The following is a 22,521-nucleotide window of genomic DNA, read 5'->3' on the forward strand; positions in this document are numbered from 1 at the left end:
AGGCACAATCAAGTTTCGCTTTTTACAGGTATAACCCTACTTCGCTCGGCACATTGCAACGTCTCTACCATATTTCTACAATTTGGCATTGACCAAATCCAACCACATTTGTTTTCCTTCACAATTCCAGTGCGAATCACCTTTTTCATAAAGTACTTTTTTAGAATTATGATAGGGTGTGTAAATATCAAAAAATGGCATTTTCAAAGCTGAGTTTTTCTGTATTCTTTCAATCAAATGATTATACTCCCCTAAATCTCTGCCAAGAATTGATGTTTTGTTGGGAATAATTGACAGATAAACTTCATCAAAACCTGCATTTTTGTAGAACTGGTAAGTTTTATTCAAGTTATCAACCATCAATTGGATTTCTTTTTCAGAAATTTTATCAAAACACGAATTGATTCCCGAAGGCTGTGCATCTACTTGATATAAAAGATACTCCTCATCTTTTGAGAGCATGACTTTCTCATCAAGTCGGTCGAATAATTTCCAGTTCAACCATGCTTTCCATTCTTTTAAAGTCAAGAAAAAATCTGATGAAAAAAGTATTGACTCGTGCCGTTCGGTATTATACGGCACTTCATAATTTAATATTTGTTCCGCTAAACTTTTCTCTTTTTCTAATTGCTTAATCGTCTCATTTTCAGCAACTTCCAAGTTCATGTATGGTACTGTAAACCTTTCTCGAAAGTGTCGCTCAACCGTTTCGATGATAAGCACATTTCGTTTTGAGGTATCTAACTTTACCTGAATCGTATCTGTAATAAAAAACCTATTATAACTGTTTAAACCTTTGAAATGATTCTTTTCGAGGCGTTCCTTTTCCGTGAAGCTATCACCCATGATAATCAACGAAGTATTCCCCGATGGTGGATTTTGTGGAACAGGGCATTGCTCCAATGGAGCTTTAAATTTTGCCAAGTTCGACATTCGGTATAAATCACCGTAGCGGTAATCATCTTGTGTAATGCCTTTTTCGTGCAGCCACTTTGCCATAGAACCCGAAAAACCTAAATACCACAAGAATGAAAAAAGTATTAAAAAAAAGTACTTCATATTTACATCTCTTTCAAGAGCGAATTTTAAAACTGAAAATATATAAATTGATTTGAGGTAAATACCCCGAAAAAGTAGCAAAGCACCAATAAAACGGTAAATCTCAGATAAAACTGAACAGTATTTTGAGTGCGTATTTGCATCATAAATTTATCTTTTAACAATAAAACTGCAATCAAAAACCAACAAAAAACCATTTCATTGATACTAAACGGTGTGGCAATTGAATCATAATTTGTTACGTGCAGAATCTTCGATAAAATTATTTTGGCGTTAGTCATTCCTTTGGCTCGAAAAAATACCCACGTGAACATTACCAACAAAAAAGTAAATGCTAAATTGAAAGTATTAATTATGCTGTTCGAGAAATATTTTTCGGCCTTAAAAGACACATAACGGTCTCGAATTTGGGCAAAAACCAAGTAAATTCCGTGCAAAGCTCCCCAAATGATAAACGTCCATGCGGCACCGTGCCACAAGCCACTCATCATAAAGACAAAGAAGAGATTGAAGTATCGACGAAACTCCCCTACCCGATTTCCGCCAAGTGGAATGTAAAGGTAATCTCGGAACCAGCCCGACAATGAAATGTGCCAACGACGCCAAAATTCACTAATTGATTTTGAAAAATACGGAGCTTCAAAGTTTTCCATGAGTTTAAAACCCATCACCCGAGCCGCACCAATGGCAATATCTGAATAGCCCGAAAAATCGCAATAAATTTGGAATGTAAAGAATATTGTAGCCACCAAAAGCGTGAGTCCATTATGGTCGTAAGGGTTATCATAAGAATAATCAACCACCATTGCCAAGCGGTCGGCAATCACTACTTTTTTGAACATCCCCCAAGCCATTCGCATCAAGCCAGCTTTTAAGTTTTCAAAATCATACTCAAAGTTTTTATGAAATTGCCAAAGCACATTTTGCGGTCGCTCGATTGGCCCTGCTACGAGTTGCGGATAAAACATTACATAAAGAGCATAAATAGCAAAATCTTTTTCGGCTTTTTCGTTGCCACGATATACTTCAATCGTATAACTCATCGCTTGAAAAGTATGGAATGATAAACCAATCGGCAATAGTATCTTTAATAATTCGAGCTGGGTTGTTGAGCCTAAATGAAAGAATACATTATTGATATTTTCGACAAAGAAATTATAGTACTTAAAATAAGCCAGAAAGCCGATATTTGAGATTAGACTCAGCACCAAAAGCCATTTTCGTCGGCTACCTTGAGCATTTTCAATCCATATTCCTGCATAATAATCAACTACAATCGTAACAAATAGGATTAAAATATAAATAGGCTGAAAAACTGCATAGAAATAACAACTCGCCAAAAGCAAAAGCCAAATTCGTCCACGATGAGGCAAACTGAAATAAGCTAAAGTAACAACTATGAAGAAAAATATAAACTGTAGCGAATTAAATAACATTGAGTGCCGATGAGTGTCTGTTTACAAATTTTATGTTCAAAGTTCAGTTTAATTATTAAAGTTTCAAAGCATTTTAGCTTAGAATCATCAATTTTTGATTTTTATAAATGTTTTTTCAAGATGATATTTGACTTTTAAAATCAAAAAGCCTATCTTTGCACCATGATTACGGTTCCATAGCTCAGCTGGATAGAGCAACAGATTTCTAATCTGTGGGTCATAGGTTCGAATCCTATTGGAATCACAACATAAGTTTTTAATAATCAAGCACTTACGAAAAATCGCAAGTGCTTTTTTGTTTATTTCTCCCCTACTCTTCAATATTTACGTAGAAAATATCATTTTCGAGATTACTTCAAGTTATAGGTTTTTGTACGGTTGTTTAATATTTACACTCGTTTAAACAGAACACAAAAAAACCATCTTAAAAAGATGGTCTTTTGATACAACCTAACCACTGTTACCTATTAAACTATCTTTTTGAAATGCTATAAATATTATTGATGCTGATATTTGTATATATTCCTCCACGCTCGTTTTGTCAGAATTAAACTATTTAATTGCTTCAGCGTAAAACTTCCAAAATCGGAGATTTTATCTCCTAAAATTGTTAGTTGTAAAATTTCGTAGCTGCCAAGTACGAATAATATGGCAATGAGTAAAAATTGATACAGCATGGCTTTTTATTGATAAGTTATGTATCTTTAGGTTACACTCAATTTTACAGTTTTAACTTTAGGAGCCGCTGGAAGTTTTTTAGCAATAATCTTCTTGGCTGGAACTTTGATTGTGTGTTTTGTAGCACTAAGCAAATCTTTTACAATGGCTTGTTTTGCTGCTTTATCAGCTTCTTTGTTTGCTTTATTACGTAGTTTTGCTACTTTCTTGGCAATCTTCTTCGCTGATTTTTCAATCGTTTTTTCGAGCTTTTTACTGATTTTATCCAGAGAGATAACCTCAATCAAAGTTTCCGAAATATCTTCGCTAATTTGCTTAATTTCTGTTTTCATGGCTATAATTTTACAAGATTCTAAATCCGAGAGTTGCCTGTACCCAAGCATTTTTATAGCGTGGATTGGTTGATGTTCCATCGCCGCTATTATTCTGAACATCCCATCCGGCTCTTGCTCCGATTATGACTCGTTTGATGTTGATGTCAAGTCCGCCAACGGCACATAAAGTGTTTTTACGGATATTGGTATTCTTGAATTCATCTTGCTGCTCGACGGTTGCGAGTGCATTTTTGAAAACATCTTTTTGTTTTGTGAGGAAAGAAAATTGTGGTCCAAGCTGTATGGTCAGAAAGTTCGCAGGTTTGATTGAAAGCAACAAAGGAATGTCTATATAGTCAGTTGTGCGTGTTAGCTCGTACGTACTTCCCAAAAACGCACCTGTTTGTTTGTAGCCTTTCTGCGAAAACAATACTTCGGGTTGAACACCCAAAAATTTCCCGATAGGAATAGCCATAAAAATACCACCTGCTAAACCAAACTTGCCTTCGGCATCAAAGTTTTCTCCATTTGAATCATAAATATTTGAATAGTTTGAACCTACTTTTAGTCCAAATTGAAACTTTTTTCGAGAATCATCTGAGACTTGGGCTTCGCATAGATTGATACTTAATACGATAGCCGATAAGAGCAAAAAGATTTTTTTCATGTTTTTAAAAATAAAAATTGTGTGTATTTATAGTTATATTTTGCAAAAGTTGAAATGGGTTTTACTTAACATTCTTCACTGTTAAGTCCTTGAATGCTTGGCCGAGTTCGTCCATGTCATGGTTGAATTCAGTTTTAAATTTTTCCCAATTCTCTTTACCGTCCAATTTATAATCATCCATTTTCTTTTTCATATCAGTATTTTTCTGCTCCAGTTAGGCTACTTTTTGTTTGTATTCTACTTGAGCATCTTTTTTCTGACTCGCAATACGAGCATTGAAATCTTTAATGATTACCTCATTGGCTGCAATTTTATCGGCAGTTTCGGCTTTATACTTTGCCATATCTGACATATATTCGGCGTTTGCATCGTCTAATTCATTATTAGCTTCAACCACCTCAGTTTTGGCTTCTTCCACTTTTTGGGTTGGCGAACTACAAGCTCCAACGATTATTGTAAATGCAAAAATGGCGGCAACTATGATTGTTTTTTTCATTTTGATACGGTTTAAGAGTTTTAATTATATTCAGTGCAATTATTATAGACCCGAAATTAATTCGTGAAGTTCTTCTTTTGTCTTGCCAAGTTTCGTTTGTAAGCGACCCAACATTTCGTCTTGTTTGCCCTCCACTAACAATAAATCATCGTCGGTTAGCATTGCGTATTGTTGTTTGAGTTTGCCTTTGGTTTCATTCCAATTGCCTTTTAATTGTGTTAGATTTGTCATGATTTCTTTATTGAATGTTTACCACTAATTACTCAACAAAGGTGGGGTTTCTTAGACACTAAAGTGTTACAAAATATTGTATATAAGTTACATGATTCACACTTTTTGGTCAAATTCGAGCATTATTTGCAACGTTTGATAAAAAATAGGGTTGAGAAATTTTCATCCTCAACCCTACTTGTACTGTATTTATACAATAAAAGGTCCGGCAATTGCCAAAACTGCTTCTTTGGTTAATGGCTCATCAAATGCTTCGCTGATAGCCTCATTTGTTTTTCCAGCTAAACCTCCTAAATTCACACCGCCTTGCACCAAATTATCGTCACCCGCATAAACAGCAGCAGGGCTACCTTGTGCTAAGGTAATCCAACCTTTTGCCCCTACTACAAAACCTCTGGTATTGAGCAATCGACGCACGACTGATGCGTGACGAGCCTCCACCGAATGAATCTGGAGAGCATATTCCAACAAAGGTTTATCTTCTGTGGCCATCAAATTAGCCGCTTGACCTTTATAGGCACGTACACCTGTATCTTCTAAAGCGTGCGAAACAATAGCAAATGTTTTATAATTTGAAAATACATCGGCAAAAGCTCCTTTAGCTGTGAAATCAAAAGTAGGCTTGGCAACTGCACTTACACCTAATGCGGTTTTCAGAAAATTGACGTGCTGAGTTTCGTGCTTACTAATTTGAGTAAAAATTGCTTGGTCAGATGCAGGAATCAAACCAGTTGTTGAAATACCTTTTTTATAGAATTCATCTTCGAGGTATTCGAGGGTCAAAGCAAAGTTTAAAACCGCAATTGCACCAGGGGTGGCAGCATAGGCTTTATTGAGCATACTTGCCACAACGGTCGGAACTGCTACCGCAGCCAGCTTCTTACTGAAAGTATTAAATACACTTCGGCGTGATACATGCTCAAGTCTTTCAAATACTTCGCTATCTATTTTTTCTATGTCTGTTAATATCTTGAAAATATTCATGATAAATTGTTTTCTTTAAGTGTTTGAAAAATTGAAATAAGTTGCCTTATTTTTGATTGAATGCTTCAATTAGCTTGTTGGAAGATTAGAGCCATTCAACTTTGTTGTCAAAAAAGGCTGCACTGCTGCCAAAATATCCGCTGGCTTTTTAGCGGCATCCAATCCATTAGTGTCAATAATATCATCTCCAGCAAAGGAGATTGATAACGGACTTAACAAATCACGAATTGCTGCTGCATGGCGAGCCTCTACCGAAACAATTTTACCTGCTAAAAGCAAATATCCGCCATCTTTTATTAGTTTACCCGCTCCATTATAAGCAGCAACACCCGTATCTTCAAATACTTTGGCTGTTCCTAAAACACTGGCTCGGCTCGTAAAGTCAATGGCCGAAAAATTTACTTCCAAGGCTTGAATTGCATTGGTACCTAAAGCAACCTTAAAAAACTCTCGGTGGATGATTTCGTGGTCTCTGATATCGGTCAATAGCGACAACTCGGCAGTTGAAATACCTGAATAAGGAGTTGCGATGACTTGTGTATAAAAAGCAGCCTCTAATTGCTCAAGGGCATAGGCATAATTCAAAATACCTATATCGTTTGACCCTAAATTTACTCCAACAGCTACTTCGTCGTCTTTCTTACATCCAACTGCCAATAAGGCAAAACTCGCTGTGGTTGTCAGACCTACGTTGCGTAAAAAATTACGTCGATTCTTGAATGTTACTCCTTTGGCCATAGAACTTTTGGCTACCGCTGAATTTAGTTGTGATTTGTGCATAACAAAAAGTTGGTTTAAATGATAAATTAAATATTTGCATAAATATTTAATATTTACTTAGGTATTAAAATTGATTGGTATATTTTTGGGGTATTATAAATTCAAAATTGGAAAACTAATTATTAAGCATTGATTTTAAGGTTTGTCAATTCCTTTACTCTTAGTTTCATGGCCAAAAAGATTCTTAAAAGCCACTTCACCCATTGCTTTTATCTTACTTGAATTACTTACTACGAGCGTTGTAACCGCAATTTGAAAAAGAGTTCCTGCTATTTTTTTAAAGGGATTATGTGAATTTCCTACCAAAAGTTTTTTTGATACGTATCCAGTAGCAATGCCTGCAATTCCATCTACTACACTATCCTTCAAATCAGGTTGAGAGATAAATTCTTGTAATGAATTTTTCAAGAAATTGATTGGTCGCAGGCTTTCATAGGTGGTGTGGACTTGCTCTTTTAGAATAGTCATTTCTCGACATTGACGGTCTTCTAAGAAAGTTATTCTTTCTTTCAAAAGTACAGAATGGTCGGTCATGAGGTTGATTGTTTGAGCATTTGGGTAATAATAAAATTACTGATTGGTATTTTTACCCATTGATTTAAGTAAGAACGAAGCAAGACCGAAAGCAAAGCATAACAAGCTGCTACAATGAAGAAACCATAGTACGATTTGCCCAGCAAATCGCCAATCCACAATGCAACACCTACATTAAAGATGACAATGATTAATAAAATAGTTATGAATAATACTATTTTAACAGCAAAAGATGAAACAATATCAGCCGATTTATCAATGGCTTTCAGTTTCATCAATTCAATGGTTGTAGTACCGCAGTCTTCTGCTTTCTCAAAAAGCATTTCTACGGGCGTTTCATAGTTTTTCATGCTTGAAAGGAGTTTGAATGACTCATGACACAGAAACCTATGCCATGAGTAGCATATCTATATTGCCTTGCTTTTGTGTTTAATCTTTGATTATTCCATCAAACTTTGCTTTGTCTTTGGCAACTAATTCATTAACTTCCAACATGGCATTTTCATACTTAGATTTTCCTTTTGCCACAATGTTTTCTACATCATGCACTGTACTTTGGTACTTTTTGTTCAACGAATCTACAAATTCTTCAAAAGTATCTTTTAGGCCGTCGGCGTAGCCTTCGCCTTTATCCATAATTTTCTTTCTGGTTCTTGACCCTTTTTCGGGGGCAAACAAAATACCAACCAAAGCACCCGCTGCAACACCCGCCAGTATGCCTAATAAAACTTTTCCTGATTTCATTTTTTTATTTCTTTGAATGATTATTTAATGATTTTATTGCCCTGTATCACTCTCAAAAGGATTGTGATTACTGCAATTACAAGCAAAACATGAATGATTCCGCCAACACCATAAGCAAAGAAACCAATTGCCCACGAAATGACTAAAACCACTGCGACGATATAAAGAAGATTGCCCATTGTATGTGTGTGTTTATATAAAGTTGTATGTCTTTAGTAGCTAATTATCAGATGTTAAAATGATAATGTATCTTTATTGCCTGTAAAACTTATCGGTTTCTAATATCATCTGGTTGCCGGGATATTGAATATTTGCATCGTCTTCGGCCGTTATGAATATTTTTACTGGTCGGAAAGAAGAAACTGTCTCGAAAGATGCTTTTAGCTGCTTCGACATCATGCTCGTTCCGCTCTTAATCTGACCAATGTTTTTTGTAACGTCTTGGTCGGTCAGCATCCAAACTACATAAGTTTGTCTGGCAGGTTGCAGTCTTTGTACCTCTGCTAACTCAGTCAGGTGAATTTCGATGACATTGTTTTTGTTTTTATCAGTCTTAATATCAACGTAGCCACGTGCAGCAGGTACTGCTTGTGAATTAAGAAAAGCGATTCGTTTTGAACAAGCCGAAAACGAAAATGCTACTATCAGCGTCAGAACACCCAATAGGATATTTTTTAATTGTTTGGACTTAGTTATTAAATTTTTCATGGTATTGTTTTTTAAAGTGTGTCTATGAACAAGCATTCAAAATGACAATGATTACGAAAACACACAGAAGGAAAATATTATCATAGTGTTCTGTTAATATGGATTTCATATTGTATCTTGGTTTACTATACAAAGGTGCGAGATTAGATTTCAGAATGTGTTATACAATATTTGATAATATTTGTAAGATTCACACATTTGTCATGGTGATTGGTCATTTAAAGAATTATACTAAATGACTTTGGCGATTGAATTTCAGATATAGTTTTTCGGGGTTTTCTAATTTCTGATTGCTCCTCGAAGCTTTTTCGAGGGTTAGCCGAGCCATTAAATAACTTACCGTTGATTCTGCTCCTTGATTGAGGTTGATATAGCTTTCTTCTAAGCCATCATAACAACCGCCCGTACATGGATTATAGATAATTTGGTGCAAATGATTATTGCCCAAAAACCAATCAAAAGCAATTTTGCTTTTATTTTTATAGCTTTCGTCTTTAAAAACTGCATAAAACTTATTCAAAGCCAAAATTGTGTATGTAATATCGATAGGTTGTTCACCGCCAATTTTTACTCGGTTTTCTTCTTCGCCTTTGTGCAACCATCCTTGATTCGAGATAACTTTGATGCTTTTTTCGGTGAAAATTTTTGATAACAGAAAATCAAACGAAGTTTTGGCAGTTTGCTTATAAATTGGCTCGCCCGTTGCCAGCCAAGCACAAAGCATTGCTTCGGGCAAAATGCTGTTTCCGTAGGTCAGATAGCTTTCAAACCACGACCATTCAGGCTCGGCTTCGTGCTTATACATCTGCACTAAACGATTGCTCAGGCGAGTTATCAAGAGCATATCTTGCACCGAATGCTGCACACTACTTCTATAATACAAACCCTTGATTATAAAGGCCATTGCTCTTGTAGAATGAATTTCGAGCAGATTTGCCAAAGTACTATCAATGGTCTTACCAGCTTCAAAAACCATCTCTTGGGGCAATGATTCACTCAATGAAATCAAATATCCTAAAGCCCAAATGGCTCTGCCATTCGAGTCGGCGAGGTTGTTTTCGTAATTTTGTTGGGTAAAAACTCCGTCTTTATCTACGTAATTCAAGAAACTTCCATCTTCTTGCAAACAATATCTGATAAAATTGAGGTAAATCTCAATGTACTTTAGGTCTTCGGCCTCTTGTGTTAGCTCATAATGTTGGCACATGGCTACCAATGCCCGAGCGTTATCGTCAAGTGTATAACCCGAACCAATATCTGGTTGATTAATGATTGAAAACTGAATCATGCCAAAGTGGGTTGTCAGTTTTTTTACATAGTCAAGATTAATGGCTGGTATTTTATAATTCAAATGAATTTCTCCTTCGCTGATGTTTTCAAACAAAAGAGCGTGGGCAATGGCGGCATTTTCCCATGCGGTGTGTGCCATGCTGTGCAAGCCATTTGAGCTAATTTCTTTTAGTAAGGCTTCGTCGCCCAGTAAATTAATAACCGCCGCCGATAATTGACCCGAATTTTTGAAATCAACGATTATTCCCGCACCGTTTTTCAAGACCTCACGGGCGTGAGGAATGGGCGTAGAAATAATCGGACAGCCGCAACTAATGGCATAAGAAAATGTACCACTCACGGCCTGATTGGGGTCTTTTGAGGTAAACAAATAAATATCGGTCAGTTGCAGATAATCGAGCAAATCAGATAACGTAAGATAGTGATTAATGAACCTTACGTAATTCTGTAATTGCAGGCTTTCGACCTTGTTTTCAAGGAAATTACGGTATTTTTCACCTTCTTCTTTCGCTACCGAAGGATGTGTTTTTCCGATAATTAGAAACAATACATCATCATTGTCTTTGATAATTTCGGTCATGGCCTCTAAAGTAGTTTCGATACTTTTCCCCGAACTTAGCAAGCCGAATGTTGAAAGCACTCGACGACCCGAAACATTATATTTTGCTTTCAAAAAATCTTTGTCAGAATGTGGTACTAAGTGCGTTCCATGCGGAATGATAGTGATTTTATCATCGGTTACTTCGTAATCGGTGGTCAGAATTCCCGCTGAAATATGGGTCATTACGATAACCGATTCGCATAAGTTTACGATATTTTTAACCGACGTTTTTAATGCCTCATTAGGTCTTGGCAAAACCGTATGAAAGGCAATAACGGCAGGCTTATTGAGTAATTTCAAGAAATGCTCGAAATAAAAGGCTTTTTTTAGCAATCCAAATTCGTGCTGAATCATTACCATCTTAATGTTATCATCATTATTAATGGATTTTGCAAGTTTTATAAAATCCTCTGATACATCAGCATTCAGGACATACTTTATCGGTTCTTGATAAATATGTTTTTCGCTGTCAGATTCTAAAGGACAAATACTGATTTTGAACGAATAACTAAACTTGTTTTTGAGTGCTTTGATTAAATCTTGCGAGTAGGTGGCTATACCACACTCACGAGGAGGGAATGAAGTAATGAATAAAATTTCGGGTAGTGAATTGGCACTATCCAACTTATGCGTGTTGTTTCCCGCACTAAATTTTTGCCAGCCCAAAGGCAATACATTGATACGACCAAGTGTGTTTTCATTGTTCATTTTTGTACGGGATTTAGTGTTAATTCATATAAAAGAGCCGATAAACTCACTGAAACATAGGCGATTCGCTCATCGGCTGCTCCATAATAAATATATAGTGTATCATCAAATAAAGCCGTGCCAGTCGGAAAGCAGACATTGTTTACTTCGCCTTTCAATTCCCAAGTTTTTTCGGGTTTAAATAGCGGGTATGGCAAACGTGCAATTTCTTTCTGTGGGTTATCTAAGTCGAGCAAAGCCACACAAGCTGAATATACATAACCTTTGATTGAGTCATGCACACCATGATAAATAATCAACCATCCTTTGGCGGTTTCGATGGGTGGACAGCCGCCGCCGATGTAGCTCACTTCGTGGTCGTATTTTGGAGCGAGAACTATATTTTTGTTGAAGTCCAAAAAGTATTTTTGCCAGAAATCAGGCGTCAAATCTTCTAACTTCTTGATACCAACTATGATTTGAATATCGGGCTTGATGCGGTGCAAAAAATAGAGTTTTCCTTCAATTCTTCGGGGAAAGAAAATCAAATTTTTGTCCCAAAGGAACATTTCTTTGCCTTCTTTTTCCAAAATATGGTCATGTTCGTTATATCTGAAATATTTTTCGTTGAGTTTATTCTTGAACTTAGCCATGTAATTAAACTCATCGAAGGTTATCTTAGGCACGAGCAAACCAAGCTTTTTCCATTGTCTTAAATCAGTTGAAGTGGCCAAGGCACCGAGTGCATTCACTCCATCATAAGCCGTGTATGTAAGATAATATAAATTATCAATCTTCACGATTCGGGGGTCTTCAACTCCATGCGACTCATATTCAAATTCCGGCAAAATAAGCGGTTCGGCAAAACGTTCGATGACCGTAAATGGTCCACTGAGTTTGCAATATCCGATACTCGAATAGTTTCCTTTTCCGACTGCCCTATAAAAAACATGAACGAATTCACCATCTTTAATTACAGCAGGATTCAAAACTCCCATCTCCTCAAAACTTTGCGTTGTTTTTTCAAGCAAAATCCCCTCTTTTTTTACTTGTATCATGTTTTTTGGGTCAAACCCCAATTTATTGTTTAAGCATTAGGTTACGCTCGGACTACTTTTCTCATTGCGTTTGGCGGCTTTTGCCGTACGTTTTTCTTTTAGACTTTTGGCTGGAGCTTTCTTGCCCGATTTGTCTTTGGCATCTTTATCGTTCGACATTTTGGTAGTATTTAATATGGATGAAAATTTATTTTTAACTTACATTTTTGCACATTCAATGGCACATTTTCGGCAGGCCTCCGAGCAGATTTTGCATTGCTCCATATAATCGTATTTGTCACATTCTTCGGCACAAATGGTACAGACTTCAACGCAAAGCTTGCATATTTGCTTGACCAACTCACTATCCGATGCCATTGACTGCATGGCCAAAATACAGACAGCGGCACAATCATGGTCTAATTTTATAGACCGTGCCATCATTTCGATGTCGTCTTCTTTTAAGTCTTCGGTTGAGGCATCTTTGCAGGCCACTATACAATCGGCACAAGCATCAATGCAGGCTTGATATTTTTGAGGTATCATTTTATCAGCAAAATTTTAGTATTTTGAAAGTATAAAGGTGTGAGAGTTTACGCAGAAAAGTGTTACATAATTTTTCTGGAAACTTGCATAATTCACACATTATGCCCAAAAACTAATCTTTTCCCACCGGAAAACTAAGGCCAACGCTAACTCCGAATGCCAAATTTTGATAATTGAAGGCATTTTTTGTCACATCAGTCATGCCTCTGGTCATTCCCGCATCGACATTGAGCCAAGTTCGTGACTGGACTCGATAATTGAAACCCGCACCAACAATTCCACCAAAATCAAAATTATTATAAGCTGCCTTCCCATCAATTCCGAGAATTTCGTCACCGTTTTTATTGGTGGCTTTAATTAACGGAGCTAAATAAATACCAGCAAAAACCTTTGGCCGAAACTGACTTTCTGGCTCGCCAAAGTAATAAATAGCGGTAATCGGCACTTGCACATAATGCAGGCGGTCGTGGTCTGAATTGTAATTATAGGCTGTGCCTAATTGCGAATACATGGCCTTAACGCCGAGTCCAAAATGGTCGTTTACGCTATAATTGGCAAAACCTCCAACCGAAATTCCTATTAAGCCTTTAGTATTTGAAGCTGCCATAAAAGTAGAAATATTCCCGCCAATCATTGGCCCTATGGAAAGGGTTTGGGCAGAAGCATTGACTGCATTTATGAGTACTAATGCAGCAAGTAATGTGTATTTTTTTAACATTTTCGTTGTGTTTTATATGCGAATAATAAGGAGATGTACCACCGTGGACTACTTAACTACTCTTTCTCTTCTACCTCTTTAATTTGCTCAACTAAATCGGTGTATTCTTTTTGAAGTTCTTGAATTTCCAGTTCGGTTTTGTGTTCAACATTCATTACGGAATTATTGGCTATTTCACTTGAAACAACGAGTTCATTTACTTTGATGTGAAGCGAACCCGAAAAGCGGTTAAATTCCTTTTGAATAACAAATAGGCTCAGAAACGTAACTCCATGAATCAAATCTCTGATAGATTCGTTGAGTTCTTGGTTGGCAAAATCTCGATTAGTAAACCAAAACATAATCATTACCAAAGCTAAAATAAAAGTGATAGAACTACCAAGAATTGCCGTTACAAAACCAGTTATTTTCTCAAAAATTCGTTCGAGGTGTCGGTATGTATTTTTTATGTTCATGAATAAACTGGCTTTTTGAAAAACAACATCGGAAGTTTGGCTTCCTGCACAAAATGCTCAGTTAGGCTGCTGTTGAATAATTTGCTAAAGAAAGATTTTTCGTAAACCGCCATAGCCAAAACATCGGGTTTGTGAGTTCGCACGTAAGTTTCCAAGCCTTTTACAATTTCCTCACGATTGATGTCTTTTATTGAAATATCAAAATTCTGGAACTCCTCTTTTAGCTCCGCAACCTCTTGCTTTACGGTTTGGTTGGCGTTTAGTTCAAAATAATCATGCACATGAATCACCTTACAGGTAGCACCCAACGGTTGAGCGAGTGCCAAAACTTCATAGGTTGCAGTTACTTCATCTTCCTTAAAATCAGCAGCATACATAATAACTTTTGGCATATTGAGTGGGGTATTTTCAGGAACAACCCAAACAGGGCAGTTAGAAGACTCCACTACTTTTTCGGCGTTTGTGCCAAACCAACGGTCAATCATATATGATGCTCCGTGCGTTCCCATCACAATTAGGTCAACGTTCATTCCCTTGGCGGTGTCGGCTATTACATCAGTTAGCAAACCGTATTCAACCAGTTGCACGATTTGTTCGGTGGGTAGCTTTGTTTCTTCCATTAGTTTATCGGCAAAAACCTGTAAACTTTGTTCGGCATCGTTTTGTCGTCGAACCACTATATCATCTTTATCAAAAATCATCGGAGACTCCGAAACTATTGGTAAAATGACCGAATATACATTTAGTAAAAGAAGTTTGGCATCGAAACGCTTAGCCAACATGGCCGCATATTGTGCTGAATGAAAGGCATTATCGCTGAAATCGGTAGGAAAAAGAATGGTTTTCATGGCTGTATTATTTATTTTTGGTATGATGTATTACTGGTATATTCAGTGAATAAATTCACTGGATAAGAGAACAAAGGACTTTTTCTATTTTTCGACTCAAGTCGAAAAAACACAAGTTCTTATCCAAACGACTTCTATGATTCAAATAAAATATCTTTACTGCACCACCAAACCACCATCAATTACTTGCGTAGTTCCTGTGATAAATTGGCTATCATCGCTGGCCAAGAACACTACTAATTTGGCAATTTCGATGGGTTCGGCGTAGCGTCCGAGTGGAATTGATGCTTCAAATTGTTTTTTTACAACTTCGGCATGGCCTGCCGAAGCACCTTCTTCAATCGAACGCATCATGCGGTTATTGACTGGGGAAGGATGAACCGAGTTTACTCTGATTTTTCGGGGAGCGGCTTCAATCGCCGAAACTCGCATGATTCCGACGGCGGCGTGCTTGCTCGTAACGTATGCTCCCAAACCAGCAAAACCGACTATACCTGCAACCGATGAAGTCATGATGATGCTGCCGCCATCGTTCATGTGGGGCAAAACGTATTTATTTCCCAGCCACATTCCACGCACATTTACGGCCATTATTTTATCAAAAATCTCATCTGGATAATCTACAAGTGGTTTTACGACACCTTCGATACCTGCATTATTGAAGAAAATATCAATCTTACCAAATTCCTTAACGGCTTCATTGACATAGTGTTGCACATCTTCTGATTTCGAGACATCGGCCACGCAATATTTTATTCGAGAGCCTTCCAGCTCATCATCTACGGCCTTGAGTTCTTGTTCGTTTACATCAACCAAAAACACCTTTGCCCCTTCTTCTAAAAAAAGTTTGGCGGTTATTTTTCCGATGCTTCCTGCCCCACCCGTAATGATGGCAACTTTATTTTCTAATCGTTTCATGGTAAAACTGTGTTTGTTTTGAAGTATTTACAATAAAGTTCTTTCGTTGGCATCGCCTGGTTGGAGTTCCATTGTCAAATCTTTGAACCCGATATTGGTCAATTCAATTTCGCAGTTGATACTGATTTCTTCACTTACCATAATTCCACCTGCTTCAATTGTTGTATTCCAAACCAAGCCCCAATCAGCTCGGTTGATTTTACCTGTGATAGTAAAACCTGCTCTTTCGTTTCCCCACGGATCTTTCACGATTCCTCCAAATTCTACATCAAGCACTACGTTTTTGGTTACGCCAATCATGGTTAGCTCTCCCCAAAGTTTGTGTTTCCCTTTTTCTTCGGCTTTTACAATCGTGCTGGCAGTAAATGTGATTTGCTTGTGATTGATAACATCTAAGAAATCAACCGATTTTAGATGGTCGTCACGCTGAACATCGCCCGTGGTGATTGAAGCGGCATCAATCCAAACATCAATTTCGGCGGTTGTAAAGTCTTTTTCAGAAGTGTAAATATTGGCTTCGAAGGTTTTGAATTCTCCTTTTACGTGGGCAATCATGAGGTGTCTTACCTTGAACGTAATATCGCTGTGAGCTTGGTCAATCGACCATTTGGTTTGATTTATCATTATTTTTTTGATTTTGTGTTTTTATAATACATGAAGAAAAAAATGAGAGGAAAATCCTCCCACTTTTATTAAACCCGCTAATTAATTAAAATTTACAATCAGCTCGTTATCAACCGACGTTACGCCAGGAGCATTCCAAGCGATTCGAGCAGCTTCATCTCTTTGGTAGTATGAGTCAACCGAACCATTTAAGGTTACATTATTGCCCAAAACTTTTACTTCAATATCTTGTTCGCAAATTGACCAGTTGCGTGTGAAAGCATCTTGAATATCTTTCTTTTCGATAGCATCGTGGGTTTCGGCACTTAGCCTGATGTCGTTGGTTACACCTAACACTCCAGCCAGTTGTTTCACAACTTTTTTTGTCGCTTCACGTTGGTAGTTCCATTGGACTTCTCCGTCGAGACGTACCCATCCATTTTCAACTTTCACGACAATATCTTCATTCGGAATTTCCCAATTCAATTTCAAAGCATTCAGAATTTCGGTGGCTATATCAGCGTCATCTTTTTTCCATGTACTGCTAAATTTTATCTCTATTTTTTCGACTAAAGCCTTTAAACCTGATACTTTCTTGGCAGCTTCTTCGGCCTCCGACTTCTTGGCATAACTATCAACCGTTCCAGTGAGTGTCACAACACCATCAATAGCAGTAACGCCAATTTCGGCTGCGTGCAAAAGCGGTTCCCATTTTATGGCATTCTGAACATCTCTTTGTAAGTCTTCGTTACTCTTCATCGTGCTGAGTTTTAGTGTGTGAATTAATTTTCACCACAACATAAAGGTCAGAAGCTTTGGTCAGGAAAGTGTTACATAACTTTTAGAAAAAGTTACAACATTCACACATTTAGTGCTAACGCACAATTTAGAATTAAGAATGTAGAATTATGAGTAATGACGGGGTCGCTCCAAGCGATGTAGAATTATGACTATTAGCCAATTACAGTTCTATCACCACATAAATATAAGTTTTAACTCTCAGGAACAATTACTTGTAGAGCATTGGGAGCAATAATGGCATTGACTTCTTTTACTTTACCGAGATATTCTCCGTCTATCTGAAAATGGACTTTTTTGCGGGATTTCATGGATAAAGTATCAGTTTGAAAGATTTCGGTTTTGTCGGTATCGTGCGAACCATACGCAAAAGTCATTTTGAAGATTTCATAAAATGATTTTTTCTTAATCACGATTACTTCAAACAATTTATCCTCTAAGTTACCGATCGGGTTAATCACAACGCCATTGCCATATTTGGTAGCATTGGCAATTACAATCATTTCAGCATTCATTTTAATGCTTTTATTGTCAATTTTTATGGTAATTTCCATCAAAGGGTTTTGCCATAGCACTTTCAGCGATGCCAACAGATAACCCCACCAACCACGCATTGGTTGGTTTTCAAACTCCTTGATGGCGTAGGCGTTAAGCCCAATATCGCTCAAATGGACGCATAATTGGTCGTTAATTTGAGTAACGTGGATTTTTTTTGAATAGCCTTGCGTAAGTATATCGAGTGCTTGTGTTGGAATGTCGCTAATTCCGAGTTCCTTTGCGAGTCCGTTGGCAGAGCCTGCGGGCAAAATTCCCATAAGGATTTTTGTTTTCATCAAACATTCAGCAACTAATTTTATTGTACCGTCGCCACCAACTGCAACCACACAATTAGGCGAAAATGCCTTGATTTGTTCTTTTATTGTTGAAATATTGCAGGTTTTGGTCAGATGATAAAAATCTACAGTGTGGTTGGTTGCAGCAAAATAATTGGTAATTTCGGAAGCCCAGTCGATAGAATTACTGCCCGAAGCAGCGTTAATTACAAAGAGTAGTTTCAAGTTATCGTGTGTCATAATGAAAAATAAAGTTGAGAATCGTGTTGCTACCGTGAAAGTCTATCATGGCTACGGACACCAAAATAATTTGGTGGTTTATGGCCATGTTTTGGCTGGAAAATCGGATACCTCAAGTAAATTTAACAATAATCTGCTCAGTAATATCATACATTTAATCAAATTGTTTTTGGTGAAGCCTATACCGAAGGTTAAAGTAAGTTTACAATGGCAAAAACAAAGATTCGATACTATTACGGAAACCGATGGTTTCTTCAAGTTCGAATGGAAATCAGATACCCAGATTGAAGCGGGTTGGCATCCTGTAATAGTACATTTGGCTAAATATCAAGGCTTTGTCTCGACATTCGGAGAAGGAAAACTTTTTGTTCCGCACGCTACCCAATATGGTTTTATATCTGATATTGACGATACGGTGCTGGTTTCTCACTCTGCTAATACTGGCAAAAAACTGCGGGTGATGTTTACTAAAAATCCACGTAGTCGCAAGACATTTGCCGATGTGGTTAAATTTTATAAGCTGCTCTCACTCGCCCACACAAGTTCCTATTTGCTCAATCCGTTCTTTTATGTTTCCAGTAGTGAATGGAATTTATACGATGATTTGAATGAGTTTTTTAAGCATAATGGCTTGCCGAAAGGAGCTTTTTTGCTGAATAATATCAAAAAATGGTATGAATTATTAAAAACAGGCAAGACAAAACATGAAGGAAAACTAATTAGAGTGACAAGAATTTTGAAAGCGTTTCCGAAACAACGCTTTATTTTATTGGGCGATAACTCACAAAGCGACCCTCAGATTTACACCTCAATAGCCAACAAATACCCCGAGCAAATTGTGGCGATTTATATCAGAAATATAAGTTTGGAGAAAGAGAATATAACAACCGAAACACTTGATTCAATTCAAAATAAAGCTATTAAAACCTGTCAATTTAAGCATACTGACGAAGCAATTTTACATGCCAAAGACATTGGATTAATTACTTGAAAGATTGGCTATTTTTGTATTAATTTAAGCATTATGTAAAATTACAGATGTAAGGTCATAGCTAAAGCTAATTGAGATTCTCAATCTTCAAACCCCAGACTTAAGTCTGGGGTTAAAGAAAAAAACGATTTAAGCTTTAGCCATGACCTACAAAATACTGCTATTTTATTAATTCTGCATAACTCCTATCACTACACATCTTCCCTGTTTTTTCCGTCATCTGGCGACTGCACAATCGAAATAACGCCATGCTCTTTTTGTTCGTCCGAGTTATTTTCTGTAACGAACTTATTTTCGTTTTCACCTTTTTCGGGCGATTGTACAATTGAAATAATACCATGTTCTTTCGTGACTTTTTTCTTCTTTTTCATGTTTTTGATTTGAAATAAGCTGGTTAATCACAATTTATTCCCCTTACTTCTTATAAATTTTATCAATCAATTTAGATAGTTTTCTATCTTTTTCTGTGACGCTATCACTGGCCTCATGCGTAAACAGGGTTATATCAACCTTGTTATATACATTACTCCAATTGGGGTGATGGTTCATTTTTTCGGCAGCAAATGCCACTTGGGTCATAAAAGCAAACGCTTCTACAAAATCGGCAAATTGAAAACTCTGTTTCAATTGGTTGTTTTCTTCTTGCCACATATCTTTTTATTTAGGATTTATTTTTAGGTTTTCCCAGTTCATCTGCTTCGCTCAAGGCAATCGCAATGGCTTGTTTTGGGTTTGTAACGATTGTGTCTGTATTTCCAGAATGCAAGTCACCCACTTTAAATTCGTGCATTACTTCAGCAACCTTTTTTTGAGAAGCCGTATGTTTTTTCTTTTTCATATAGCCATTAATTAATAGAAAATTCGCTCGGTTTTGGCAACTCATAAGGTGGGTTTTCGATAGGCCCAGTTGGCGGATTTTCAATTGGACTTTCGTCAGGATATATTTTGGGAGTATTTGGGTCGATGAGTAGCTCAAATTCGGGTAGTTTTTCGGGGTGCGGAATCGTAATTGGCTCTTTTGTTTGGCCTGTCACTATAAGTTGGCGTTTCATGGCATTTGATTTATGTAGAATAATATGAATAATCAAAGTTCTACACTATTGGAAATCAAAGTGTTACATAATTTTAGAAATAACTTACAAAGTTCACACATTGATTTTCAAAAAGCCTTTAATTTTCTTCATCAATCCCTGTTCTGTTTTCTGAGGTTCAATCTCTCCAACTAAAAACCCATAAGGTTTTAGCGGTTCGATGTGGTCGAAAATTATTTTGAGTATCGCTGTCAGCGGTATCGCTAAGACAATTCCCGATACTCCCCAAATTAGTTGGCCAATCACTAAGGCAAAGATGGTAAAAAGAGGATTGATTTTTACTTGTGGGCCTAAAATGATAGGTTCGAGCAACCAACCTTGAATTGTCTGTACGATGCCATAAACCACGACAATTCCGCCCAACATTTCAATATTTGCACCGTGTAAGGCAGCAACAAAAACCGTTAAAACAGTTCCGATAATATTGCCAACATAAGGCACAATTTCTAAAAAACCGCACAAAATGGCGAAAAAAATGGCATCTTTAACGCCCAAAATGCTAAAACCAATACCGTACATAATCCATAAACAAGCTATCATTTTGAATAAACCAAGCAAATATTGCTGCGAAACTTTGGTGGTAGTTTGAATAATTTTCTCCATTTCAGATTTATTCTTTTCGGTCGAAAGTTTCAGCAAAAATTGCTTGATATGATTGCGGTAATAGAGTAAAAAAATGAAATAGATATAAACCAAAATCAGATTACCGAAAAAACTCGAAACCGAACCCGCCATTGATTGCATGAGATTGGCGTAAGAAGGCTGCTCTTTTTTCAGAATCTGAAGTTGTTCTTCGGCCGAAACCCCAAAACGATTAAAAATATATGTTTGTAGCTGAATGCCAGTATCTATGGCTCTTTGTTTCAGAAGTTCAACGTCTTTTACTAAACCTGATATTTTCCAGCCGAAAAGTGTAAGTAAACCACCAATAATTAAGATAATTGTAAGCAGACAAAGAACGACCGCAATGAATTTGGGTATTTTACGGTGTTGTAGCCAATTACTCAAAGGCAAAAAAAGTGTAGCCAAAATAGCACCAAAACACAAAGGCATCAAAAAAACTTTGCCAAAGTAAAGTCCTGCAATTATGAGAAATAAGAGAAGTAGTTTCTTGATTACCGAATTGAGCGTTATGGTCATATTTTAGCTTTTTTGATAGTCAAAAATACGATTAAAATTCAAGTATGTAAAATCCTGAGATACAATACATTGGCAGATTCATATCCTTATCACTTCTGATTATCTGGATTCAATAAATCATAAAATTGGTCAAGTTTTGGCATTAAAATAATGCGAGTACGACGGTTCTTTGTACGACCATCGGCAGTATTATTGCTTGCCAAAATATTGTACTGTCCACGACCCGCCGCAATCAATTTATTAGGGTCAATATTGAAATTCTGTTGCATCACTCGCACAACCGAAGTAGCACGTTTGGCACTTAAATCCCAGTTGTCGGTCACACAATCGGTGTTGATTGAAACATCGTCGGTGTAGCCTTCAACCATCACTTCCAACTCAGGTCTTGATTTAATGATTAAGGCGATTTTCTCTAAAATATTATTGGCTCGAGCAGAAATTTTAGTACTTCCCGTGCTAAACAGCATTTTATCTGAAATATTTATAAAAACTACTGTTTTATCGACTTTTATCTCCACATCTTTGTCTTCAATGCCATTACGCAATACGCTTGTAAGATTTACAGCCAAAGCTAAATTGATTGAATCGGTCTTGGTTCGGGCGGCTTGAAGCAAATAAATATAACGGTCTTTGGTAGCAAGTTGCGACAGCGTTTTATCAATGTTGGCGTTGGCTTCTTTCGATAAAACCGTTAGATTTCCTACGGCATCAAGTTGTTTATCTCGCAAGCCTTTGTAATCTACGATTTGCATTTTAAGTTCGTCGATTTGCATATCACGTTGCTGAACCAAACCAAGCGTATTGTTTTTTTGATTTTCGCTTTCTTGTTGCATTCTCGACATACGCTCAAGTTTATCTTTATAATCTTGTACGCTGTCTCCACATTTAACCAAATCTGATTCTGATTTATCGTAGAGAGACTGTAATTTGGTTAGTTTTTTCTTCACAACACACGATGTGAGCGTAATACCTACCGCAAATAGTAGGATAAGTTTTGTAAGAGTTTTCATGTTATTTTTGAGAATTTAGTATTATCTGACTTGTAAGAAATATTAGTCAAGATTGTATATGACAAATATTAAGTTTGACCTCGA

General features: G+C 36.9%; 33 protein-coding genes and 1 tRNA gene. 2 read left to right on the forward strand and 32 right to left on the reverse strand.

Features of this window, described 5'->3' with window-relative positions:
- Positions 1-75: 75 nt before the first annotated feature.
- Both IEX65_RS25255 and IEX65_RS25260 read right to left on the reverse strand, forming a co-directional pair.
- Positions 76-1,059, reverse strand: coding sequence for a hypothetical protein (locus IEX65_RS25255; RefSeq protein WP_188770673.1), 984 nt, complete (start codon positions 1,057-1,059; stop codon positions 76-78).
- A gap of 26 nt (positions 1,060-1,085) precedes the next feature.
- Positions 1,086-2,495 (reverse strand): MBOAT family O-acyltransferase, encoded by a 1,410-nt coding sequence (locus tag IEX65_RS25260; RefSeq protein ID WP_188770675.1) that lies wholly within the window; start codon positions 2,493-2,495, stop codon positions 1,086-1,088.
- Positions 2,496-2,665: 170 nt separating this feature from the next.
- On the opposite strand from IEX65_RS25260, the gene IEX65_RS25265 reads away from it, so the two are divergent.
- Positions 2,666-2,739: transfer RNA gene (locus IEX65_RS25265), tRNA-Arg, on the forward strand.
- Positions 2,740-2,992: 253 nt separating this feature from the next.
- Here the strand turns inward: IEX65_RS25265 and IEX65_RS25270 are convergent.
- The 24 genes from IEX65_RS25270 to IEX65_RS25375 all read right to left on the reverse strand — a co-directional run bounded on the left by IEX65_RS25270 (position 2,993) and on the right by IEX65_RS25375 (position 18,205).
- A complete protein-coding gene (locus IEX65_RS25270; RefSeq protein WP_188770677.1) occupies positions 2,993-3,172 on the reverse strand; it encodes a hypothetical protein in 180 nt (59 codons plus the stop codon).
- 27 nt (positions 3,173-3,199) lie between these two features.
- Positions 3,200-3,505: a hypothetical protein gene (locus tag IEX65_RS25275; RefSeq protein ID WP_188770679.1), complete on the reverse strand. Its 306-nt coding sequence runs from the start codon at positions 3,503-3,505 to the stop codon at positions 3,200-3,202.
- 10 nt (positions 3,506-3,515) lie between these two features.
- Positions 3,516-4,154, reverse strand: coding sequence for a porin family protein (locus IEX65_RS25280; protein WP_188770681.1), 639 nt, complete (start codon positions 4,152-4,154; stop codon positions 3,516-3,518).
- Between the two features lie 61 nt (positions 4,155-4,215).
- Positions 4,216-4,347 (reverse strand): hypothetical protein, encoded by a 132-nt coding sequence (locus IEX65_RS28155; RefSeq protein ID WP_262891877.1) that lies wholly within the window; start codon positions 4,345-4,347, stop codon positions 4,216-4,218.
- Positions 4,348-4,368: 21 nt separating this feature from the next.
- A complete protein-coding gene (locus IEX65_RS25285) occupies positions 4,369-4,650 on the reverse strand; it encodes a hypothetical protein (protein ID WP_188770682.1) in 282 nt (93 codons plus the stop codon).
- A 42-nt stretch (positions 4,651-4,692) separates the two neighbouring features.
- A complete protein-coding gene (locus IEX65_RS25290) occupies positions 4,693-4,881 on the reverse strand; it encodes a CsbD family protein (RefSeq protein WP_188770684.1) in 189 nt (62 codons plus the stop codon).
- 189 nt (positions 4,882-5,070) lie between these two features.
- Positions 5,071-5,865, reverse strand: a complete 795-nt coding sequence (locus tag IEX65_RS25295) for a ferritin-like domain-containing protein (protein WP_188770686.1) — start codon at positions 5,863-5,865, stop codon at positions 5,071-5,073.
- 69 nt (positions 5,866-5,934) lie between these two features.
- Positions 5,935-6,645, reverse strand: a complete 711-nt coding sequence (locus IEX65_RS25300; RefSeq protein ID WP_188770688.1) for a ferritin-like domain-containing protein — start codon at positions 6,643-6,645, stop codon at positions 5,935-5,937.
- 135 nt (positions 6,646-6,780) lie between these two features.
- The gene (locus IEX65_RS25305; RefSeq protein ID WP_188770690.1) at positions 6,781-7,179 is read right to left on the reverse strand and encodes a hypothetical protein; all 399 of its coding nucleotides are present in this window, start codon (positions 7,177-7,179) and stop codon (positions 6,781-6,783) included.
- Positions 7,176-7,529 carry a hypothetical protein gene (locus tag IEX65_RS25310; protein WP_188770692.1) on the reverse strand — a complete coding sequence of 118 codons (354 nt, stop codon included), beginning with the start codon at positions 7,527-7,529 and terminating at the stop codon, positions 7,176-7,178. Before IEX65_RS25310 ends, IEX65_RS25305 begins: the two co-directional genes overlap by 4 nt.
- 79 nt (positions 7,530-7,608) lie before the next feature.
- Positions 7,609-7,923 carry a YtxH domain-containing protein gene (locus IEX65_RS25315; RefSeq protein WP_188770694.1) on the reverse strand — a complete coding sequence of 105 codons (315 nt, stop codon included), beginning with the start codon at positions 7,921-7,923 and terminating at the stop codon, positions 7,609-7,611.
- Between the two features lie 20 nt (positions 7,924-7,943).
- Positions 7,944-8,102 carry a lmo0937 family membrane protein gene (locus IEX65_RS25320; protein WP_188770697.1) on the reverse strand — a complete coding sequence of 53 codons (159 nt, stop codon included), beginning with the start codon at positions 8,100-8,102 and terminating at the stop codon, positions 7,944-7,946.
- Between the two features lie 73 nt (positions 8,103-8,175).
- Positions 8,176-8,631 carry a hypothetical protein gene (locus tag IEX65_RS25325; RefSeq protein WP_188770699.1) on the reverse strand — a complete coding sequence of 152 codons (456 nt, stop codon included), beginning with the start codon at positions 8,629-8,631 and terminating at the stop codon, positions 8,176-8,178.
- Between the two features lie 226 nt (positions 8,632-8,857).
- Entirely contained in the window at positions 8,858-11,230 is a 2,373-nt protein-coding gene (locus IEX65_RS25330; RefSeq protein ID WP_188770701.1) for a glycosyltransferase, read from the reverse strand.
- The gene (locus IEX65_RS25335; protein WP_188770703.1) at positions 11,227-12,267 is read right to left on the reverse strand and encodes a glycoside hydrolase family 130 protein; all 1,041 of its coding nucleotides are present in this window, start codon (positions 12,265-12,267) and stop codon (positions 11,227-11,229) included. The genes IEX65_RS25330 and IEX65_RS25335 overlap by 4 nt, the downstream gene beginning before the upstream one ends.
- Positions 12,268-12,303: 36 nt before the next feature.
- The gene (locus tag IEX65_RS28160) at positions 12,304-12,426 is read right to left on the reverse strand and encodes a hypothetical protein (RefSeq protein ID WP_262891878.1); all 123 of its coding nucleotides are present in this window, start codon (positions 12,424-12,426) and stop codon (positions 12,304-12,306) included.
- 39 nt (positions 12,427-12,465) lie between these two features.
- Positions 12,466-12,792 (reverse strand): four-helix bundle copper-binding protein, encoded by a 327-nt coding sequence (locus IEX65_RS25340; protein ID WP_188770705.1) that lies wholly within the window; start codon positions 12,790-12,792, stop codon positions 12,466-12,468.
- Positions 12,793-12,904: 112 nt separating this feature from the next.
- Entirely contained in the window at positions 12,905-13,510 is a 606-nt protein-coding gene (locus IEX65_RS25345) for a porin family protein (protein ID WP_188770707.1), read from the reverse strand.
- Between the two features lie 56 nt (positions 13,511-13,566).
- Entirely contained in the window at positions 13,567-13,965 is a 399-nt protein-coding gene (locus IEX65_RS25350; RefSeq protein ID WP_188770709.1) for a low affinity iron permease family protein, read from the reverse strand.
- Positions 13,962-14,813, reverse strand: coding sequence for a universal stress protein (locus IEX65_RS25355; protein WP_188770711.1), 852 nt, complete (start codon positions 14,811-14,813; stop codon positions 13,962-13,964). The genes IEX65_RS25350 and IEX65_RS25355 overlap by 4 nt, the downstream gene beginning before the upstream one ends.
- Positions 14,814-14,969: 156 nt before the next feature.
- Entirely contained in the window at positions 14,970-15,731 is a 762-nt protein-coding gene (locus tag IEX65_RS25360; protein WP_188770713.1) for an SDR family NAD(P)-dependent oxidoreductase, read from the reverse strand.
- 27 nt (positions 15,732-15,758) lie between these two features.
- Entirely contained in the window at positions 15,759-16,355 is a 597-nt protein-coding gene (locus IEX65_RS25365) for a YceI family protein (protein WP_229250900.1), read from the reverse strand.
- Between the two features lie 81 nt (positions 16,356-16,436).
- On the reverse strand, positions 16,437-17,093 hold the full coding sequence (locus IEX65_RS25370) for a BON domain-containing protein (RefSeq protein ID WP_188770715.1): 657 nt from the start codon (positions 17,091-17,093) through the stop codon (positions 16,437-16,439).
- A 233-nt stretch (positions 17,094-17,326) separates the two neighbouring features.
- Positions 17,327-18,205 carry a diacylglycerol/lipid kinase family protein gene (locus IEX65_RS25375; RefSeq protein ID WP_188770718.1) on the reverse strand — a complete coding sequence of 293 codons (879 nt, stop codon included), beginning with the start codon at positions 18,203-18,205 and terminating at the stop codon, positions 17,327-17,329.
- 1 nt (position 18,206) lies between these two features.
- Between IEX65_RS25375 and IEX65_RS25380 the strand changes: the two genes are divergently transcribed.
- Positions 18,207-19,196: an App1 family protein phosphatidate phosphatase gene (locus IEX65_RS25380; RefSeq protein ID WP_188770720.1), complete on the forward strand. Its 990-nt coding sequence runs from the start codon at positions 18,207-18,209 to the stop codon at positions 19,194-19,196.
- A gap of 191 nt (positions 19,197-19,387) precedes the next feature.
- On the opposite strand, the gene IEX65_RS25385 is transcribed toward IEX65_RS25380, so the two are convergent.
- The 6 genes from IEX65_RS25385 to IEX65_RS25410 all read right to left on the reverse strand — a co-directional run bounded on the left by IEX65_RS25385 (position 19,388) and on the right by IEX65_RS25410 (position 22,437).
- Positions 19,388-19,567: a hypothetical protein gene (locus IEX65_RS25385; RefSeq protein WP_188770722.1), complete on the reverse strand. Its 180-nt coding sequence runs from the start codon at positions 19,565-19,567 to the stop codon at positions 19,388-19,390.
- 43 nt (positions 19,568-19,610) lie between these two features.
- Entirely contained in the window at positions 19,611-19,847 is a 237-nt protein-coding gene (locus IEX65_RS25390) for a 4a-hydroxytetrahydrobiopterin dehydratase (protein ID WP_188770724.1), read from the reverse strand.
- Between the two features lie 10 nt (positions 19,848-19,857).
- Positions 19,858-20,034 carry a DUF6496 domain-containing protein gene (locus tag IEX65_RS25395; RefSeq protein WP_188770726.1) on the reverse strand — a complete coding sequence of 59 codons (177 nt, stop codon included), beginning with the start codon at positions 20,032-20,034 and terminating at the stop codon, positions 19,858-19,860.
- 7 nt (positions 20,035-20,041) lie between these two features.
- Positions 20,042-20,248, reverse strand: coding sequence for a hypothetical protein (locus IEX65_RS25400; RefSeq protein ID WP_188770729.1), 207 nt, complete (start codon positions 20,246-20,248; stop codon positions 20,042-20,044).
- A gap of 93 nt (positions 20,249-20,341) precedes the next feature.
- Positions 20,342-21,427 (reverse strand): AI-2E family transporter, encoded by a 1,086-nt coding sequence (locus IEX65_RS25405; RefSeq protein WP_188770732.1) that lies wholly within the window; start codon positions 21,425-21,427, stop codon positions 20,342-20,344.
- Positions 21,428-21,516: 89 nt separating this feature from the next.
- Positions 21,517-22,437 (reverse strand): OmpA/MotB family protein, encoded by a 921-nt coding sequence (locus tag IEX65_RS25410; protein ID WP_188770734.1) that lies wholly within the window; start codon positions 22,435-22,437, stop codon positions 21,517-21,519.
- Between the last annotated feature and the right edge of the window lie 84 nt (positions 22,438-22,521).

Origin of the sequence: Emticicia aquatilis (genome assembly GCF_014644295.1) — a bacterium.
Classification (GTDB): domain Bacteria; phylum Bacteroidota; class Bacteroidia; order Cytophagales; family Spirosomataceae; genus Emticicia; species Emticicia aquatilis.

Coding starts and splice junctions, on each gene's coding strand:
- IEX65_RS25255 (WP_188770673.1), bottom strand. CDS start 1,059: ATGAAGTACTTTTTTTTAATACTTTTTTCATTCTTGTGGTATTTAGGT.
- IEX65_RS25260 (WP_188770675.1), bottom strand. CDS start 2,495: ATGTTATTTAATTCGCTACAGTTTATATTTTTCTTCATAGTTGTTACT.
- IEX65_RS25270 (WP_188770677.1), bottom strand. CDS start 3,172: ATGCTGTATCAATTTTTACTCATTGCCATATTATTCGTACTTGGCAGC.
- IEX65_RS25275 (WP_188770679.1), bottom strand. CDS start 3,505: ATGAAAACAGAAATTAAGCAAATTAGCGAAGATATTTCGGAAACTTTG.
- IEX65_RS25280 (WP_188770681.1), bottom strand. CDS start 4,154: ATGAAAAAAATCTTTTTGCTCTTATCGGCTATCGTATTAAGTATCAAT.
- IEX65_RS28155 (WP_262891877.1), bottom strand. CDS start 4,347: ATGAAAAAGAAAATGGATGATTATAAATTGGACGGTAAAGAGAATTGG.
- IEX65_RS25285 (WP_188770682.1), bottom strand. CDS start 4,650: ATGAAAAAAACAATCATAGTTGCCGCCATTTTTGCATTTACAATAATC.
- IEX65_RS25290 (WP_188770684.1), bottom strand. CDS start 4,881: ATGACAAATCTAACACAATTAAAAGGCAATTGGAATGAAACCAAAGGC.
- IEX65_RS25295 (WP_188770686.1), bottom strand. CDS start 5,865: ATGAATATTTTCAAGATATTAACAGACATAGAAAAAATAGATAGCGAA.
- IEX65_RS25300 (WP_188770688.1), bottom strand. CDS start 6,645: ATGCACAAATCACAACTAAATTCAGCGGTAGCCAAAAGTTCTATGGCC.
- IEX65_RS25305 (WP_188770690.1), bottom strand. CDS start 7,179: ATGACCGACCATTCTGTACTTTTGAAAGAAAGAATAACTTTCTTAGAA.
- IEX65_RS25310 (WP_188770692.1), bottom strand. CDS start 7,529: ATGAAAAACTATGAAACGCCCGTAGAAATGCTTTTTGAGAAAGCAGAA.
- IEX65_RS25315 (WP_188770694.1), bottom strand. CDS start 7,923: ATGAAATCAGGAAAAGTTTTATTAGGCATACTGGCGGGTGTTGCAGCG.
- IEX65_RS25320 (WP_188770697.1), bottom strand. CDS start 8,102: ATGGGCAATCTTCTTTATATCGTCGCAGTGGTTTTAGTCATTTCGTGG.
- IEX65_RS25325 (WP_188770699.1), bottom strand. CDS start 8,631: ATGAAAAATTTAATAACTAAGTCCAAACAATTAAAAAATATCCTATTG.
- IEX65_RS25330 (WP_188770701.1), bottom strand. CDS start 11,230: ATGAACAATGAAAACACACTTGGTCGTATCAATGTATTGCCTTTGGGC.
- IEX65_RS25335 (WP_188770703.1), bottom strand. CDS start 12,267: ATGATACAAGTAAAAAAAGAGGGGATTTTGCTTGAAAAAACAACGCAA.
- IEX65_RS28160 (WP_262891878.1), bottom strand. CDS start 12,426: ATGTCGAACGATAAAGATGCCAAAGACAAATCGGGCAAGAAAGCTCCA.
- IEX65_RS25340 (WP_188770705.1), bottom strand. CDS start 12,792: ATGATACCTCAAAAATATCAAGCCTGCATTGATGCTTGTGCCGATTGT.
- IEX65_RS25345 (WP_188770707.1), bottom strand. CDS start 13,510: ATGTTAAAAAAATACACATTACTTGCTGCATTAGTACTCATAAATGCA.
- IEX65_RS25350 (WP_188770709.1), bottom strand. CDS start 13,965: ATGAACATAAAAAATACATACCGACACCTCGAACGAATTTTTGAGAAA.
- IEX65_RS25355 (WP_188770711.1), bottom strand. CDS start 14,813: ATGAAAACCATTCTTTTTCCTACCGATTTCAGCGATAATGCCTTTCAT.
- IEX65_RS25360 (WP_188770713.1), bottom strand. CDS start 15,731: ATGAAACGATTAGAAAATAAAGTTGCCATCATTACGGGTGGGGCAGGA.
- IEX65_RS25365 (WP_229250900.1), bottom strand. CDS start 16,355: ATGATAAATCAAACCAAATGGTCGATTGACCAAGCTCACAGCGATATT.
- IEX65_RS25370 (WP_188770715.1), bottom strand. CDS start 17,093: ATGAAGAGTAACGAAGACTTACAAAGAGATGTTCAGAATGCCATAAAA.
- IEX65_RS25375 (WP_188770718.1), bottom strand. CDS start 18,205: ATGACACACGATAACTTGAAACTACTCTTTGTAATTAACGCTGCTTCG.
- IEX65_RS25380 (WP_188770720.1), top strand. CDS start 18,207: ATGAAAAATAAAGTTGAGAATCGTGTTGCTACCGTGAAAGTCTATCAT.
- IEX65_RS25385 (WP_188770722.1), bottom strand. CDS start 19,567: ATGAAAAAGAAGAAAAAAGTCACGAAAGAACATGGTATTATTTCAATT.
- IEX65_RS25390 (WP_188770724.1), bottom strand. CDS start 19,847: ATGTGGCAAGAAGAAAACAACCAATTGAAACAGAGTTTTCAATTTGCC.
- IEX65_RS25395 (WP_188770726.1), bottom strand. CDS start 20,034: ATGAAAAAGAAAAAACATACGGCTTCTCAAAAAAAGGTTGCTGAAGTA.
- IEX65_RS25400 (WP_188770729.1), bottom strand. CDS start 20,248: ATGAAACGCCAACTTATAGTGACAGGCCAAACAAAAGAGCCAATTACG.
- IEX65_RS25405 (WP_188770732.1), bottom strand. CDS start 21,427: ATGACCATAACGCTCAATTCGGTAATCAAGAAACTACTTCTCTTATTT.
- IEX65_RS25410 (WP_188770734.1), bottom strand. CDS start 22,437: ATGAAAACTCTTACAAAACTTATCCTACTATTTGCGGTAGGTATTACG.